We start from the raw sequence: 16585 nt of genomic DNA on the forward strand, positions 1-16585 counted from the left end.
ACTTATCCGCATTACTGATCTTTTTCTACCGGAGGTTATGCATGCAAGACTGGGATCCTGATTTATACCGCCAATTTGAAGCAGAACGTACCCGCCCTGCCGGTGATTTGCTCGCACATATCAGCACTACCCAGCCACAGCGCATCAGCGATTTAGGTTGTGGGCCAGGCAACTCTACCCAATTGCTGCACCAGCGTTTTCCGCAGGCGCAGCTGGTTGGGATTGATAACTCGGTGGCGATGTTGGCCAGTGCGCAACAGCGCCTGCCGGCATGTGCATTTCTTGAAGCGGATATTCGCCAGTGGCAACCCGCTGAGCCACAAGATCTTATTTATGCTAACGCATCGTTACAATGGCTAACCGATCATCAGCAACTCTTTCCCTATTTGTTCTCCAAGTTGGCTACCCACGGCATACTTGCGGTCCAGATGCCAGATAATCTGGAGGAGCCCAGCCATCGAGCTATGCGTGAAGTTGCAGAAAACGGTCCATGGCAGCAAACACTACAAGAGGCGGGGGCAATACGGGCGAAGGTTCTGTCAGCCAATCAGTATTATGACTTACTGGCCCCCAATGCAGAGCGGATAGATATTTGGCGCACTACCTATTACCACCCGATGCCTTCAGCGCAAGCCATCGTCGATTGGCTGCGAGCCACAGGTTTACGGCCTTTTCTTGAACCGCTCTCTGAAGCAATGCGATTGGATTTTTTGCAAGACTATCTGGCAATCATTGATGTGGCCTATCCGCAACAGGCCGATGGTCGCCGTTTGTTGGCATTCCCCCGCTTGTTTATTGTTGCCCACGCTCAGTAGTCATACCGGGTATGCTGGTTGAATTTATTGACTGGCATACCTGCTGATTCGTTCCGGTATGGAACTATTCATCGCATTATATATATTACTCATGTTCGCCAAGCTATTAATTAATAACACCTTCGCCTCATCCGTGGCATTAAATATTATTGAAAGCATCCAAATGGATATTGGCCTCATAAAAACCATACAAATCACAGCAATAGTTATTTTCAATTAGCCATAAACACCGCGATGATAATATTATTAAAAAGAAACAATAAATTACATTTACAAATAAACACCACTATCAACTATTTAATTGATAGGCCGAATCTACCCTACAAACTTAAATATCTTTGTTATACTTATTGCGGTGAAGAAATTGGTAATCAACTCAATAAAGGGATACCTATTATGAGTACAGCAAAACTGGTAAAAACAAAATCTTCCGAACTGCTCTACACTCGCAACGATGTTGAAGAACATGTCAAAGTTGACACAGTGAAAGTATTAAACCGTATGGTTATTCAGTTTATTGATCTGTCGCTGATGACCAAACAGGCTCACTGGAATATGCGCGGTGCCAACTTTATCGCGGTGCATGAAATGCTGGATGGCTTCCGCACAGCCCTCACTGATCACCTAGATACCTTCGCAGAACGAGCGGTACAACTCGGTGGTGTCGCGCTCGGAACCACACAAGTCATTAATGATAAAACACCGCTGAAAAGTTACCCAACCAATATCCATAGCGTGCAAGAACATCTTAAAGCGCTGGCAGATCGCTACGCCGTGGTTGCTAATGATATTCGTAAGGCAATTTCAGAAGTAGAAGATGAAGACAGTGCTGATATGTTTACTGCCGCATCACGTGATCTGGATAAATTCCTGTGGTTTATCGAGTCAAATATTGAGTAATCCTCAGTATGATACCCAATAGATCGTAAAATGGCAGGAAGATAGACCGGGTAATGAGAATAGCCAATACACCTGCAATTTTAGCGAAGATGGGTACAGGGCCGGTTATCCGGCCCTACGCACGGAGGTCATATGGCAAGTGGATGGGCCGGCGACGGCGCAGTACAAGATCAAATTGACTCCACCGTTGAAGATGCGGTACAACGCGCAAGACAGGCGCTTGGCAGTGGTGAAAGTGAGCTATATTGCCTTGAATGTGGTCAAGCCATTCCAGAAGCACGGCGTAAAGTTCTGGCGGGGGTAAAATATTGCCTGAACTGCCAGAATCAATTAGACAAGCATCAGGCCAGCCATGCCGGATATAACCGCCGTGGCAGTAAAGATAGCCAACTCAGATAGCAATCCCTCCCCTTCATCCCCCTTATTGCACCATTATCGAACAAAAATCGGAGATAGTTAACAATATTGTTACATTGATGTTGATTATCGATTGTACATTATTAACGAACTAGTTAATAATAAGTAAATAATGGATTAGTTGCACCAAAATGATATTAACGCACTATTTTGGTGAGTCATGATGGTGCAAACAATGTCAGCTAAGTAATTGCATGCTAATCACTTAGAATAATTTCGTTATTTTTAAATAACTTGCATTTCTGGCACGATCTTTTCATATTGCTATCTGAAATATAAAAAACGGATCTCCATCCACAAAAGTACAAAGGAACTCCCACTTATGAAGTCACTTGTCAAAGTTTCATTGGTCGCACTTACGCTGGCCTTTGCTGTTAGTTCTCACGCCGCAGAAAAAGAATTGATCGTTGCTACCGACACCGCGTTCGTCCCTTTTGAATTCAAACAAGGGGATAAATATGTCGGTTTTGATATCGACTTGTGGGATGCCATCGCGAAGAAACTGGATTTGAAATACACCCTGAAACCAATGGATTTCAGCGGTATCATTCCAGCACTGCAAACCAAGAACGTGGATCTGGCACTAGCCGGTATCACTATTACCGACGAACGTAAAAAAGCCGTTGATTTCTCTGATGGCTACTACAACAGCGGCCTGCTGGTGATGGTAAAAGCTGACAACAATGACATCAAAGGCGAAGCTGATCTGAAAGGTAAAGTGTTGGCAGTAAAAAGCGGCACCGGTTCTGTCGATTATGCTAAAGCCAACATCAAAACCAAAGACCTGCGCCAATTCCCGAATATCGATAACGCCTATTTGGAGTTAGGTACTGGCCGCGCTGATGCCGTTTTGCATGACACGCCAAACATCCTTTACTTCATCAAAACTGCCGGCAATGGCCAGTTCAAAGCGGTGGGTGAATCTATCAAAGCTCAGCAATATGGTGTTGCATTCCCACAAGGCAGTGACCTGCGTGACAAAGTTAACGTTGCTCTGAAATCTCTGAAAGAAGACGGCACTTACGCTGCAATCTATAAAAAATGGTTCGGCGTAGAACCTAAGTAATTCATTTTTGCCGTTTTTAGACCAGGAGAATATCCATGCAGTTTGAATGGAGCGCTATTTGGCCCGCCATCCCAATCCTGCTTGAAGGCGCCAAGTTAACCCTATGGATCTCGGTCCTGGGGTTGCTTGGCGGCCTGATTATTGGGGTTATAGCAGGGTTTGCCCGCGCTTATGGCGGTTGGCTGAGCAGAAATATCGCATTAGTCTTTATTGAACTGATCCGTGGCACGCCGATTGTGGTGCAGGTGATGTTTATCTACTTTGCGTTGCCGATGATGATGCCGGTGCGCATCGATCCTTTCTCAGCAGCCGTTGTGACCATTATTATTAACTCAGGGGCTTACATCGCAGAAATTACCCGTGGTGCGGTGCTGTCAATCCACAATGGATTTCGCGAGGCCGGTCTGGCTCTCGGCTTATCCAAACGCGATACCTTGCGTTACGTAATAGCCCCTTTGGCTCTGCGCCGTATGCTGCCACCACTCGGTAACCAGTGGATCGTCAGTATTAAAGACACCTCACTGTTTATCGTGATTGGCGTAGCAGAACTGACTCGTCAGGGTCAGGAAATTATTGCCGGCAACTTCCGCGCCATGGAGATATGGAGTGCGGTGGCGGTGATCTACCTGATTATCACCTTGGCTCTGAGCTTCGTTCTGCGCCGGTTAGAAAGAAAGCTGAAAATAATATGATTGAATTCAAAAACGTCTCTAAACACTTTGGTAAAACCCAAGTGCTTCACGACATCAATTTGAATATCACCAAGGGTGAAGTGGTGGTTATTATTGGCCCTTCCGGCTCGGGTAAGTCCACCCTGCTGCGTTGTATCAATAAGCTGGAAGTTATCACCAGTGGTGAGTTGATTGTCGATGGTCTGAATGTCAATGACCCCAAAGTCGATGAGCGCCTGATCCGTCAGGAAGCTGGCATGGTGTTCCAACAGTTTTATCTGTTCCCCCACCTGACGGCCTTGGAAAACGTCGCCTTTGGTCCGATTCGCGTTCGTGGTGCTTCTAAAGAAGCAGCCAACAAACTCGCTATGGAGTTGTTAACCAAAGTTGGATTGGCAGAACGCGCACATCATTTTCCCGCAGAGCTATCGGGTGGCCAACAGCAGCGTGTCGCTATCGCTCGTGCGCTGGCGGTAAAACCCAAGTTGATGTTGTTTGATGAGCCGACCTCGGCACTGGATCCAGAATTACGTCACGAAGTATTGACGGTAATGAAGGACTTGGCCGAAGAAGGCATGACCATGGTCATCGTCACCCATGAAGTGGGTTTTGCCCAGAAAGTGGCATCGCGTCTTATCTTCATTGATAAAGGTCGGGTCGCTGAGGATGGCAACCCGGATAGCCTTATCTCAAATCCGCCAAGTGAACGTTTACGGGAATTCCTCCAACACGTTTCCTGAGGCGCAGGCTGACATTACCCTAAAATACCTCTGGCGGGCATCTTGATGATCCCCGCCAGATTTTTTTATGCTGATAGGCCAATCATACCGGCGCTTGTTGATTCTTGACCTGAGCAAATGCGGTCATGAGTTTCACCACATCCTGCATCCCAATATTGACCTGATTAATAACCTCACCGGCATCTTGGGTCAGCGTCACCCCGCCCCCCGCTTGTTCGACACAAGTCCCCATACCCTTGATAGCCGCCATCACCCCATTTTGTATGCTCTTTGTCATCTGCTCGATTTCAGTCGCTGCCTTGCGTGACTGGTCCGCCAATAAACGGACCTCACTTGCCACCACCGAGAAACCCTTGCCATGCTCACCGGCATGAGCCGCTTCAATCGAGGCATTGATCGCTAATAGATTGGTTTGAGACGATATTTTACGAATCGCTTCCACCATGGTACCAATCTCTTGTGAGCAGCGGCCCAAATCACTGACCACATCAGAGGTTTCGCGTGCAATAGACTCAACCTCTTGCATACCACGAACAGCCTGTTGAACAATCTCAGCCCCTTGTGACGCTGAACGGTCGGTGGTTAATGATAAATAGTGCACATCGCGGATCAGGTTCTCCTCATGCTCCTGCTGCAACATCAATTGTGTAATATCCTGAGCAATCTTCACCACTTTAATCACTTGTCCCTCGTTATCCATAATCGGGTTATAACTGGCCTCCAGCCATACCCGTTTGCCATGTCTATTAAGACGCTCAAAACGGCCAATAATAAACTCACCATGGGCTAACCGCTGCCAGTGCTGGTAGTATTCATCGCTATGTGCAAATTCTGGTGTGCAGAGTATCTGATGAGATTTATGTTGAATATCTGCCAGTGTATAACCAATAACCTTCAGCAGATTCTCGTTGGCATCCAAAATAATGCCTTGTGGTGTGAAAGTGATCATCCCCATTGAACGGTTAAGTGCTTTTAGCAAACTCTGGTGTTCCTGAGATTGCAAAATACGCTCGGTCACATCACTGGCGAGCTTAATAATTTCAATCACATTTCCACTACTATCGAGTACCGATGTATAGGTTCCCTGCAACCAAACAATGCTGCCATCCTTGCGGATACGCTTAATATTATCGGTAATCGGTCGCCCTTCATTGAGCAGTTGCCAGTGGCGGCGGTAGGCATCAGTGAGTACATATTGTGGGTCACAGAACAGTTTATGATGTTTGCCGACCACCTCATCCTGTTGGTATCCCATTACTTGTAAAAATAATGTATTAGCGTGTTTTACCGTACCATCTGGCTTGAAAATAATCATCGGGACAGCACTATCAATCGATGTCAGTTCGGCACGAGGGGATGCCTGAGATGAGCTGAAATTGAACAACATAAATTGAGTCCTTATGGCGAATGATTAAGCAGCAAATAAGTCATGTGGCTATCAACCTATTTGCACAATAAAACCCCTGCCCCGTGAAAGAGGGCAGGTGTAAGTTTTATTCTTCACCCTGGACGATGAGGTAGCTGAGTTAATAAAATCAAAAAGAAAAAATCATCACAATATAAGCAAGATTTGTCAGCTATAGCGCCTGACTAAGATTTATCTTAATTAGCATAGACGAAAATATGGGGGTTTGCTGTTAGTGCAATGAGAGGGAAATAAAACCGTGGGAAATAGAGCAATATCCCTATAATAGAATATTGCCCATAGATATTACAGACTCAAGTCAGTGATTGGGGTAAGTGCGCGCAGCCAACACCCGTGCGGCGTCAAGGACGAAGAAGGACATACCCAAAGTCATTGACGTTGCAGGTAGGCGGCCAGTAAACGCACCCCGATGAGCTGACTCAAGTCAGTGATTCGGGTAAGTGCGCGCAGCCAACACCCCTGCGGCGTCAAGGACGAAGAAGGACATACCCAAAGTCATTGACGTTGCAGGTAGGCGGCCAGTAAACGCACCCCGATGAGCTGACTCAAGTCAGTGATTCGGGTAAGTGCGCGCAGCCAACACCCCTGCGGCGTCAAGGACGAAGGGTATTACCAACGTTCAACTTTCCACGCCGCCTGCTGCTCCGGCGTCAGGAACGTCCATGCCACAAACCGGCTGACTTTTTGCCCTTGTGCCATATCAATGGTGCGGACCTCAACGGCGTTGGCATAGCGCAGGGCATGATAGATTGCCGGTAAGGTGGTCTTCTTCGAGATCAATGAAGTGAACCAAAAACAGTTTTGCGCCTTAGTTGCGCTCTCTGCCACCATGCGACTAACGAACCCTTCTTCTCCACCTTCACACCACAATTCGCTATTTTTCCCGCCAAAGTTTTGTACTGGTTTAGCGGCAACTTCACTTTTACCCAGTTTGTGCAACTTGCGACGCGTGGTTGCTGCGGCCTCTTCTGCGGAGGCATGGAACGGCGGATTACATAGTGTGGCATCGTAACGTTCATTCACCGCCAGAATACCGTCGAAAATAGCTTGTGAGTCTTTTTGCTGTTTAAGTCGCAAGGTGTTTTTCAGCGTCGGGTTCATTGACACCACCATTTTTGCCGCACTGAGTGCTTGCGGATCAATGTCAGTCCCGGTAAAACGCCAGCCGTATTCCCGCTGACCAATAATCGGATAAATACAGTTGGCACCGACGCCAATATCCAGCAGCGCAATATTTCTACCCTGCGGGATAACCCCGTCATTACAACTGGCCAATAAATCGGCCAGATGGTGCACATAGTCAGCACGACCTGGGATCGGTGGGCATAAAAAGTCAGCTGGAATATCCCAATATTCAATACCGTAGAAATGCTTCAGCAATGCCCTGTTGAGCATTTTGACCGCCAGAGGATCGGCAAAATCGATAGAAATATCACCATAGGCGGTAGCTGCCAGAAAAGGAACTAACTCCGGGCAACTTACTGAAAGAGCATCAAAATCATAGCGTGAGCGATGACGATTTCGGGGATGCAATCCGCTTTTTTCTTTGGGGAATATTTTTTTGTTTTCCATCGTCTGGCTCTCTGATCGGCATTTTCTGGCGCGTAAGATAGCATAAATTGCCGCAGAACGGGTGGTGGGTATTGCCATCAAAATAAAAGCGAATCCTATCGGTAGGCGACTTCATTTGATGTCATCACCACGATTTACTCAGAATAAATGGGCTTAGTTCAGTGCCACTCTCTGATACCACTTTACCCCGTTGCTCGCGCAAAAACTCACATAGTCTCAATCTGTTGCAGCGCATGCTCGAGGGTATCAGCCCGCCCGACTGCCACCAGACAACATGCTAACTGTTTTTGGATAGCATCAGGAATAGGCCATTCACCAGCCAAACAACCTTCAATCCAGCGGGCCGTTATGGCGGCATCTTTCGACGAGGGTAACACCAGTTCGCCCTGCTCTAACTGGCGATCCAGTAAAATTTGCTGTTCCCCCCCATTGATGTAATGAATTGGTGGGCAACGCGATGGGTTAGCATAAACCTCCCCTTCGGTCCCTTGCTGTAGCAGTGCCGGTGCGCCGATCGCCTGAAAGAAGCCGCCGACTTTTTGCATATATTCTGGGTGCGAAACACTGGCAAGACGCAATGCATTATCGTGAATAAACGGTGTTGCCAGTTTCGCCAATGTGTGACTGCTATTTCTAACCCCCATCCGCCAGCGTAACTGTAATTGTTGGTCTAATTGAGTCGATAATGCTGATACAGGGATAAATACCGGCAACCCGCTATCAAGCCGTTGTTGGGCTTCAGCGGCATCAAGTGACCACGGAATATTCAGTTGCTGGAAAATCTCGGCACTGGTTACCCGGCTGCTGTCCTCAGTCACGCCGTGTACCACCACCGGTAACCCTAGGCGTGAAAGTAATAATGCCAATAACGGGGTCAGATTAGCCTGTTTGCGTGCACCATTATAACTTGGGATCACCACGGGGAGTGGATAATCCATTGGCGCGCGTAGTGGCATCACCTGTTCTTGCATCGCCTGATAAAAGCCCAGAATCTCCTGTTCGGATTCACCTTTAATACGAAAGGCTATCAGGATCCCCCCTAGCTCCAACTCAGGGACCTGCCCTGCCAACATGACTTTATACAGTTCATAAGCGGTAAGCTTTTCCAGATCACGCGCATGATTCTTACCGCGCCCAATCTCTTTAATAATTTTACTGTAATCCATGGTGCGGCATTTCCCCTGTCCGTCGCGGTTACACATAAATCAGGTAACTTATTGCTGAAACTTTATCACTAATAGTGATATCGATACCCGAAATAATTAGAACTGTGCGGCTAATAGAGATGAGTCGTACTGATGGTAGGCTAGCGGGTGAAACCCGCCACTGCCAGAACAACTTGCGGCAGTGACAGGCAAACTACAGTGGTTTGTTTAACTCTTCCGGTGGGCTAAACAATACCCGATAAATAGCGCCACCTAAGGCTCCTCCTACCAACGGGGCCAGCCAGAATACCCATAACTGCTGCAATGCTATTCCACCGGCAAAAATAGCCACAGCGGTACTACGTGCAGGATTTACCGAAGTATTATCCACTGGAATACTGATCAAATGGATCAGTGTAAGACATAGCCCAATAGCCAACGGCGCTGCAATTGCATGAGAAGGTTTATCGGTCGCCCCCATGATAACCATCACAAACCCCATGGTAAGAACCACTTCAGCCACCAGTACCGCTTGTAAGTTATATCCCCCCGGCGAGCGAACACCAAAACCATTACTGGCGAACCCGGCACTAACATCAAACCCGGCTTTGCCACTGGCGATTAAATACAAAATGGCGGCCCCGGCCAGCCCCCCCAGCACTTGCGCTACAATATAAGGCACTAATTGTGCGCCAGAGAAACGCCCACCCACCCATAAACCGAGTGACACTGCTGGGTTAAAATGCGCACCTGAGACATGCCCCAGTGCATACGCCATCGTGACGACAGTCAGCCCGAACGCCAATGCCACCCCCAAAAATCCAATACCCGCCACCGGGAACATTGCAGCCAATACTGCGCTACCACACCCGCCTAACACCAGCCAGAAAGTGCCAATAAACTCTGCCATTAGCTGTTTCATTCTGCTTTACCCCTGCCTGCTAACATGTCGATAACAGTTAACGTTGCCGCTAACCAATAACCAGCAATTTACACCGGAGGTACTGCCAGGCATGACTTGTTAGAGTCAGCTCACCAGCGGCTTATATAATCTTAGTCATTGGATTTATACGCATAGAAAAAGATTTCAGATGAAAACAGTTTTCACTGTATTTATATGCATTTTCACAACAAATTCAGAACACAATAAAAACAAAATTAAAATAGCATTCCATATAAAATGGAATTATGTTTTAAATGTGTGATGCGCAGCTCGAATAACTTTTAGCATTAAAGGGATACTTTATTTGTGACAACATCATTTGTCATAAAAATGTTAATAAAAACATATTTTACGATATGCATATCTTCGGGGTGAGGTGGTAAGTTGGATATATTGCTTAGTTTAGTAAAAACGCCAGCAGTAATAATTGCCATTGTGGCATTTTTAGGTTTACTCTTTCAAAAAGCATCTGTTTCTCGTTTAATTACCGGTACTTTCCTCTCTTTTATCGGGTTTACGATGATAAAAGTCGGTGGCAGTATTTTAATGAAGGTACTTACGGCATTCAGCACACTATTTTCCAGTGCATTTAATATTGTCGGTGTCGTACCCAGTAATGAAGCTATCATGGCGGCAACAATTGATAAAATTGGTGCAACAGCAGCACTTATTCTGCTATTTTCTATGATACTCAACATTCTGTTGGCAAGATTTACCCGGTTCAAATTTATCTATTTATCATTACACCTTGTTTTATTTATGGCTTTTGCATTGACTGCCGTGCTTATGCAACTGGGCTACAGCCATTATCCAATAGTTATTATCGCCACAATTATTATTGGTTTTTATATGGCCGTATCACCCTATATTCTTAGCCGATTCAGTCGTGAAATCATTGGTTCAAATGAGTATGCTATTTCCCATGCCGCAATTTCCTCTTACGTAATAGGATCTTACATGGGGAAATGGTTCGGTAATAAAAACTCTGATACTGAAAACATTAAAATCAGTAATAAGTTTGATTTCCTGCGCGAACCCAATATTGCCACACTATTAACCATGTTAATTTTGTTATTGATATCTTGTATTTTTGCGACACAACCGCAGATTACAGATGCAATGAAATTGGTTTATGGGGCCGGTGCTGCTGATAAAAATGTGATTATCTTCATCTTGGAGCAGTCGGCTATTTTTACATGCGGACTCTATTTAGCTAAGGCTGGAGTTAATTTATTTACCGCTGAAATCGTCCCTGCGTTTAAAGGCTTCGCGCGAGTATTTGCACCAGGCTCTGTACCTGCCGTTGATGTTATGGTGCTATTTACCAAAGCACCTAATGCGACACTAATCGGATTTTTGATGAGTTTTTCCGTCGAGCTGGTTTGTATCCTTATCTTCCCATTTATTGGATTGCCCATTATCGTACCAGGCATTATGGCCAGTTTTATTACCGGCGGTGCAGCCGCTATTTTTGGCAATGCGACGGGGGGGTTCCGTGGAGCACTTATCGCCAGTGGTATTAACGGGCTGCTTTTATGCGTGCTACCAGCACTAACATTGCCTTTGTTCTCTCATTTGGGCGCTCAGGGGGTTACTTTCGCCGATCCAGACTTTACATTGTCTTCGTTAATTCTAGATCACGTACTCCGACTGTTTAACTAAAGGTTAAGGCCGGTGATGCCGGCCTTTTATCTCAACAGAATACCGAGTGTTTTGGTCTTCGCGAAAACATATCGTTTTAATGAATAAAGAAAACATACTTATAAAACAGTCCGTTTCCGCCGCCCTCTTTTTACCGCCGCCTTCGCCGGGGCTTTTATTACCGCAGCCGGCATAATCACCTCCGCCGGCATCTCCGGTTGTTCAATTGGGAAGACCGGTAGTGCCGCCAACAATCGTGAACCATAACCCTTAGTCAATAAACGCCGATCGTAAATAACGATCTCACCGTGGCATTGATTACTACGAATCAAACGACCAACCTGTTGGATCAGATTAAACGAGGCACTTGGCAAACTTTGCACTTCAAACGGATAACGTTTTAACGACTTCAGCCACTCCCCTTCAGTGAGAATCACCGGGCTATCAATCGGTGGGAACGAAATTTTGTGAATATGAACCTGGGTCAACAATTCACCTTTCAAATCCAACCCTTCAGCAAATGATTGCAGACCAATCAATACACTGGCAGTACCGTTATTGACCCGCTTACGGTGCTCTTCCACCAGTCGGTAACGGGGTTGGTCCCCCTGCACCAGCAGCATCAAACGCAGATCGGTCACATGGCTGAGAAAGGTTTGCATCGCCCGATGACTACTGAACAAAATCAACATTCCTTTATGCCGCCCACTGGCCTGCTGCGCACGGAAAAATTGCGCCATTTCAGCCAGATGTTCAGCTTCATGGGCCATAGTTGGCTCGAAGCGCATTTTGGGAATAATCAACTTCCCCTGTTCAATATGGTTAAACGGGGATGACAGTGTTTCAAACCGGTCGCCAGCCTTCTCACTCAGGCCACTGAGCTCCTGCAAGCGGGCAAAGCTGTTGAGTGAACGTAATGTCGCTGAAGTCACAATCACATGGGGGACTTTGCGCCATAACATTTTATCTAGCTGGTCACTGACACGGATGCCAACACAGTGGAAATAGAGGTGCGTTTGATTCTCGCGATAATCACGGGTTACCCATTTGGATATCGGCGCATTCGAGGCTTTTTCCATTGCCGCAAGCCGCCAAAGTTTGCTCATGGCCTCCAGATAACCCAGTGTACGGCTCATTTGCAGGATGGCGCGATGCAGACGCACAATATCGTGCTTACCGGTTTGCTCACTCAAATCGTTCAGTACAAATTCGACCAAACCGCGCAAAGCATCGGTCAGTTTGAATAATTTGGCGCAATCTTCTGTCAAACTCCCCGGTAACTCACCCATTTCAAAACGGTACACCGCCGGATTGGCATCGGCAGGAAGCAGCTGACTGACTTGTTGTTCCACACTCAACATCAGCTCGCGCAACTGCTCGCAATGGTCTTTCAAGCGCTCTGGATTCGCTAAACCAGGCGGATTTTTAGGCCGGTATTGCACCATGCATTGATCCACCAGCCGCACAATCATATCCAACTGCATATTGGCAAAGAACGCGGTGATCTCACCTTCAATTTCTAGCGCATCGCGCGCTACATCAGGCAAATGGTGGCCTTCATCCAATACCAACAGTAATTCTTTCGGATTGGGTAGCACCGATTCAGTTTCCAATGCAGCCATCACTAATGCATGGTTGGCGACCACAACATCGGCACTTTCGATTTCTTTGCGCGCAATAAAGAACGGACACTCACGATAATAATGGCAGTTACGCCCAAGGCAATTCGCCTTATCGGTACTCAATTTAGTCCACAGGCTATCACTAAGCGCCAACTGATGATGGTCACGCAGCCCGTCCCAGACATGGCTGCTCAGTAGCTTAGACAGCGTCAGACAAGTTGCTTGTTCCTCACCATTGGCGGGGGCCAATTCATCGCCGAGAAACAGCGATAAATCCCCTTGGCCAGAAACATCCGTACACATAGCCGCCAGATTACGTGGACACACATATCGCCCACGCCCGAAAGCACCGGTAAATTTAAGGTCGGGAATAATTTTCTTCAATAGCGGCAAGTCTTTACTGTAAATCTGATCCTGTAAAGCCACATTAGCGGTGCTCACCACCAATGGTTTGCTTTCTGCTCGGCTGACTGCAATGCCAGGGATCAGATAAGACAGCGTTTTGCCAACACCGGTCGGCGCCTCAATAGCCAAATGACGGCCAGCATCACCGGCCAGCGTTTTCGCCACTTCGGCGATCATCTGGCGCTGCGGTGCCCGGGAGATAAAATCCGGGATCTGCTGCTGGAGAGCCTTATACCACTGACTGATTTGTTCTTTTACTGCCGGGGACAACGCCATGCATATCTTATCTAAACTGAGTGTTGCCCTATTGTCCCACACCACAACGCTGGCGTCAGCCCGAAAGCACCGCCGTAGTAGCTGAAATCCTCTGACCTGGCAAATCACCGCGTGATGAAATTTACGCAATGTCGCAGTTATTTATGATTTGTCATAAATATATCACACAGATGCGGTAAAAATTCTGCGCTGGCCGAATTCAGATAGATATTGAATACAGCAAAAAATCTTCTACTCGCGTCTTTTTAAATAAGAGAAACAGGGCAAAAATATGAAACGTAATCTTCTGGCAATCCTGGTACCGGCTTTATTAGTTGCCACTACGTCACATGCAGCAGAAATTTATAACAAAGACGGTAATAAACTTGATTTATATGGAAAAGTCAAAGCACTGCATTACTTTTCTGATAATAATAAAAGTGACGGCGATAAATCTTACGTGCGTTTTGGTTTTAAAGGTGCCACCCAAATTACTGACCAACTGTCCGGTTATGGCCAGTGGGAATATAACATTGCCGCTAACTACGCAGAAAGCCAGGAAACAAAAGACAATAAGACACGTTTAGCTTTTGCTGGTTTACGTTACGGCAAATTAGGTTCAATCGATTATGGCCGTAACTACGGTGTGTTATATGACGTGGCAGCCTGGACCGATATGTTGCCTGAGTTCGGTAACGACAGCTACACCAGAACCGATAACTTCATGACCGGTCGTACTACCGGTGTGGCTACTTATCGCAACACTGATTTCTTCGGTCTGGTTGATGGGCTGAAATTCTCGCTACAATACCAAGGCAAAAACGGCAGCGAAGCCGATAGCAATAACGACCGCGCAGATGCCACCAAACAAAATGGCGACGGTTTCGGTTTGTCTTCCAGTTATGAAATTGGTGCTGGCGTGAGCGTGGCTGCTGCATATGCTTCTTCTAACCGAACTACGGCGCAGAAGAACGGCAACTTTGGTAAAGGCGATAAAGCTGATGCTTGGACAACGGGTCTGAAATATGATGACAACGGTGTTTATTTGGCCGCAACCTATGCTGAAACCCGTAATATGACCCCTATCTCAGGTACGGCAACCATTAATAATGTGTCAACTGGTGTAAGTGGTTTTGCTAATAAAACTCAAAACGTAGAATTAGTGGCACAATATTTATTTGATTTCGGTTTGAAACCATCGCTGGCGTATGTTCAATCTAAAGGGAAAGATATCGAAGGGATCGGTGATACTGATCTGGTTAAATATGTTGATATCGGTGCGTCTTATTACTTCAATAAAAACATGTCCACCTATGTTGATTATAAAATTAACCAGTTGAGTGATGATAATAAACTGAAACTTAATACTGACAACGTTGTTGCGGTCGGTTTGGTTTATCAGTTCTAAATTTTTCGCCTTAGTATGACCCTCATTAATTTACTGTTTGAATGCTTCATTGTGAATTTATTACCTGTTATTACGCCGGGATAACTCCCGGCTTTTTTTGTTATTTATACTCTAATTAACTATTCACTTTGCTGAGTAGTCACGGCCAATAACCAGATATCTCGCCGCGCTTCAGTTACCGCCCCTTTGCGCTTCGCCCCTTCCTTGCTCGGCATAACAGTAAAGTCGGCTTGTTTGATCCACCGCTGATAGCGATTCTCGCCTAGCGCTTTATCTGCCTGAACCATCAGTGGTACCAACCGCACTCCCATGTGATCAAGACTGCGATGGGGCCACTTTGTCTGTTCATCAGAATAGGGAGCCATAAAATCAAGCGCTTTAATCAAACTACTGCCATTCGGTGTTTGATAACGCCACAAGTCGATTTGCACTTTATCCGCCAACTGCGCCATCAGCGTCGCCGCCTGCAAACTGAAATAACTGTAATGAAAAGAACGGGTCCGCGCCAATTCCAGGGGTTGCGAGCCTTCCGCAGCGAGTTGAGTATCCAGTTTGGTTTTCAATAATTCAGCCATCTCGGTAACCCGTTGTGGTTGTTGCAAATACCAGGCAATTCCAGCCACCTGGACTGTGTACCAGTTACCGTGATTATTCTGCGCCGCCGCCTCTTTTTTACCTGCCGGGCTGTGCTGTAGCCAGTGTAAGTATTCCGTCATCCACTGTTGCATCTGCTTTTCATCTTGCGCCGTCCAACGTTTATTCTGCCGCAACATAATCAGTGAATCGACAATACGAGTGGCAAAGTAGCGCCCATCCAAAATACCAGTGCTACGTCCCGCAGCAATACCCGGCACGCCCTGAGCATAATCGAGGTTCGGGTTCATGCGCGTTTGCGGGTTGATAAACCAGGTTCGAATCATGCTAATCGCTTTATCAGCATATTTCTGCTGGCCAGAAAAATACCAGGCCAGCGTCAACGCCTGTACCTGAGCGGTAAAATCAGCCAGACGCACCCCGTCGCTATCCGCATTTTTACTGGCCGGATTTATCTGCCCATCTTTGCGCATCCAAGGTAACCCATCACTTTTTTGGCTATCAGGCCACCAGTAGGCACTAAGACTGAGATAATCATGTTTCGAACCACTGGGCGGCACAATACTCTTGTCTGTGACACTTTGATCGGGCCGTTGCAGCGCTTTATCCGCCTGCTGTAATAACTGCTGGTAAGCCCGTATGGTCTCCTTTGGCGCCTGGTTTTGCGCAATACTCTGCTGGTTATGCTGCAATTCACTGGCAGACAAAAAAGCATAGTCACTGTTTAGCGAATTACTCTGCGCTGCATCGGCAAACGGGATTGCGAGCAAAATAAATAGCACCATCAACCCGGCGTATCTCCGCACCGGATTTAGTGTTCGAAAATCAAACCGGCGAGTGATTGGCAAAGCTGTTGATGTCATAAGTAATTCACCTTATCTGATAATTAACAATATAAGCATCGGATTTTATGCATCATGCCTGAAGCAACCTTAGCTTGCATGGGAAGCACTGAAACTATCAGT

The 16585-nt window shown here is 46.6% G+C and carries 14 protein-coding genes; 8 read left to right on the forward strand and 6 right to left on the reverse strand.

Features of this window, described 5'->3' with window-relative positions:
- The first annotated feature begins 41 nt into the window (after positions 1 to 41).
- The 6 genes from A6J66_009255 (at position 42) to glnQ (ending at position 4609) form a co-directional block, all read left to right on the forward strand.
- Complete coding sequence (locus A6J66_009255; protein ID PNM24361.1) at positions 42 to 815, forward strand: trans-aconitate 2-methyltransferase; 774 nt, start codon at positions 42 to 44, stop codon at positions 813 to 815.
- A 396-nt stretch (positions 816 to 1211) separates the two neighbouring features.
- Entirely contained in the window at positions 1212 to 1715 is a 504-nt protein-coding gene (locus tag A6J66_009260) for a DNA starvation/stationary phase protection protein Dps (protein ID PNM24362.1), read from the forward strand.
- 132 nt (positions 1716 to 1847) lie between these two features.
- Entirely contained in the window at positions 1848 to 2114 is a 267-nt protein-coding gene (locus A6J66_009265; protein PNM24363.1) for a DksA/TraR family C4-type zinc finger protein, read from the forward strand.
- Between the two features lie 340 nt (positions 2115 to 2454).
- Positions 2455 to 3198, forward strand: coding sequence for a glutamine ABC transporter substrate-binding protein GlnH (locus tag A6J66_009270; protein ID PNM24364.1), 744 nt, complete (start codon positions 2455 to 2457; stop codon positions 3196 to 3198).
- Positions 3199 to 3233: 35 nt separating this feature from the next.
- On the forward strand, positions 3234 to 3890 hold the full coding sequence (locus A6J66_009275; protein ID PNM24365.1) for a glutamine ABC transporter permease GlnP: 657 nt from the start codon (positions 3234 to 3236) through the stop codon (positions 3888 to 3890).
- Positions 3887 to 4609: a glutamine ABC transporter ATP-binding protein gene (gene glnQ / locus A6J66_009280; GenBank protein PNM24366.1), complete on the forward strand. Its 723-nt coding sequence runs from the start codon at positions 3887 to 3889 to the stop codon at positions 4607 to 4609. Before A6J66_009275 ends, glnQ begins: the two co-directional genes overlap by 4 nt.
- An 82-nt stretch (positions 4610 to 4691) precedes the next feature.
- Here the strand turns inward: glnQ and A6J66_009285 are convergent, their stop codons facing one another.
- The 4 genes from A6J66_009285 to A6J66_009300 all read right to left on the reverse strand — a co-directional run bounded on the left by A6J66_009285 (position 4692) and on the right by A6J66_009300 (position 9674).
- The gene (locus tag A6J66_009285; GenBank protein ID PNM26959.1) at positions 4692 to 5924 is read right to left on the reverse strand and encodes a PAS domain S-box protein; all 1233 of its coding nucleotides are present in this window, start codon (positions 5922 to 5924) and stop codon (positions 4692 to 4694) included.
- A gap of 720 nt (positions 5925 to 6644) precedes the next feature.
- Positions 6645 to 7685, reverse strand: coding sequence for a 23S rRNA (adenine(1618)-N(6))-methyltransferase RlmF (locus tag A6J66_009290; protein PNM24367.1), 1041 nt, complete (start codon positions 7683 to 7685; stop codon positions 6645 to 6647).
- Between the two features lie 128 nt (positions 7686 to 7813).
- Positions 7814 to 8773: a DNA-binding protein YbiB gene (locus A6J66_009295; GenBank protein ID PNM24368.1), complete on the reverse strand. Its 960-nt coding sequence runs from the start codon at positions 8771 to 8773 to the stop codon at positions 7814 to 7816.
- 193 nt (positions 8774 to 8966) lie between these two features.
- Positions 8967 to 9674, reverse strand: coding sequence for an aquaporin Z (locus A6J66_009300; GenBank protein PNM24369.1), 708 nt, complete (start codon positions 9672 to 9674; stop codon positions 8967 to 8969).
- A 405-nt stretch (positions 9675 to 10079) separates the two neighbouring features.
- On the opposite strand from A6J66_009300, the gene A6J66_009305 reads away from it, so the two are divergent.
- Positions 10080 to 11357: a hypothetical protein gene (locus A6J66_009305; GenBank protein PNM24370.1), complete on the forward strand. Its 1278-nt coding sequence runs from the start codon at positions 10080 to 10082 to the stop codon at positions 11355 to 11357.
- Between the two features lie 98 nt (positions 11358 to 11455).
- Here A6J66_009305 and A6J66_009310 read toward each other — a convergent pair whose 3' ends face one another.
- On the reverse strand, positions 11456 to 13639 hold the full coding sequence (locus A6J66_009310; protein ID PNM24371.1) for an ATP-dependent DNA helicase DinG: 2184 nt from the start codon (positions 13637 to 13639) through the stop codon (positions 11456 to 11458).
- Positions 13640 to 13910: 271 nt separating this feature from the next.
- On the opposite strand from A6J66_009310, the gene A6J66_009315 reads away from it, so the two are divergent.
- Complete coding sequence (locus A6J66_009315; protein PNM24372.1) at positions 13911 to 15026, forward strand: porin OmpC; 1116 nt, start codon at positions 13911 to 13913, stop codon at positions 15024 to 15026.
- Positions 15027 to 15145: 119 nt separating this feature from the next.
- Here A6J66_009315 and A6J66_009320 read toward each other — a convergent pair whose 3' ends face one another.
- Positions 15146 to 16483, reverse strand: a complete 1338-nt coding sequence (locus tag A6J66_009320) for an alginate lyase (protein PNM24373.1) — start codon at positions 16481 to 16483, stop codon at positions 15146 to 15148.
- Positions 16484 to 16585: the final 102 nt, after the last annotated feature.

The organism is Yersinia enterocolitica (genome assembly GCA_002082245.2).
GTDB lineage: Bacteria > Pseudomonadota > Gammaproteobacteria > Enterobacterales > Enterobacteriaceae > Yersinia > Yersinia enterocolitica_E.

Excerpts from the sequence above, each read along its gene's own strand:
- A6J66_009290 (PNM24367.1), bottom strand. The coding sequence starts at position 7,685 with ATGGCAATACCCACCACCCGTTCTGCGGCAATTTATGCTATCTTACGC.
- A6J66_009300 (PNM24369.1), bottom strand. The coding sequence starts at position 9,674 with ATGAAACAGCTAATGGCAGAGTTTATTGGCACTTTCTGGCTGGTGTTA.
- A6J66_009295 (PNM24368.1), bottom strand. The coding sequence starts at position 8,773 with ATGGATTACAGTAAAATTATTAAAGAGATTGGGCGCGGTAAGAATCAT.
- A6J66_009285 (PNM26959.1), bottom strand. The coding sequence starts at position 5,924 with ATGATTATTTTCAAGCCAGATGGTACGGTAAAACACGCTAATACATTA.
- A6J66_009260 (PNM24362.1), top strand. The coding sequence starts at position 1,212 with ATGAGTACAGCAAAACTGGTAAAAACAAAATCTTCCGAACTGCTCTAC.
- A6J66_009270 (PNM24364.1), top strand. The coding sequence starts at position 2,455 with ATGAAGTCACTTGTCAAAGTTTCATTGGTCGCACTTACGCTGGCCTTT.
- A6J66_009265 (PNM24363.1), top strand. The coding sequence starts at position 1,848 with ATGGCAAGTGGATGGGCCGGCGACGGCGCAGTACAAGATCAAATTGAC.
- A6J66_009315 (PNM24372.1), top strand. The coding sequence starts at position 13,911 with ATGAAACGTAATCTTCTGGCAATCCTGGTACCGGCTTTATTAGTTGCC.
- A6J66_009320 (PNM24373.1), bottom strand. The coding sequence starts at position 16,483 with ATGACATCAACAGCTTTGCCAATCACTCGCCGGTTTGATTTTCGAACA.
- glnQ (PNM24366.1), top strand. The coding sequence starts at position 3,887 with ATGATTGAATTCAAAAACGTCTCTAAACACTTTGGTAAAACCCAAGTG.
- A6J66_009275 (PNM24365.1), top strand. The coding sequence starts at position 3,234 with ATGCAGTTTGAATGGAGCGCTATTTGGCCCGCCATCCCAATCCTGCTT.
- A6J66_009310 (PNM24371.1), bottom strand. The coding sequence starts at position 13,639 with ATGGCGTTGTCCCCGGCAGTAAAAGAACAAATCAGTCAGTGGTATAAG.
- A6J66_009255 (PNM24361.1), top strand. The coding sequence starts at position 42 with ATGCAAGACTGGGATCCTGATTTATACCGCCAATTTGAAGCAGAACGT.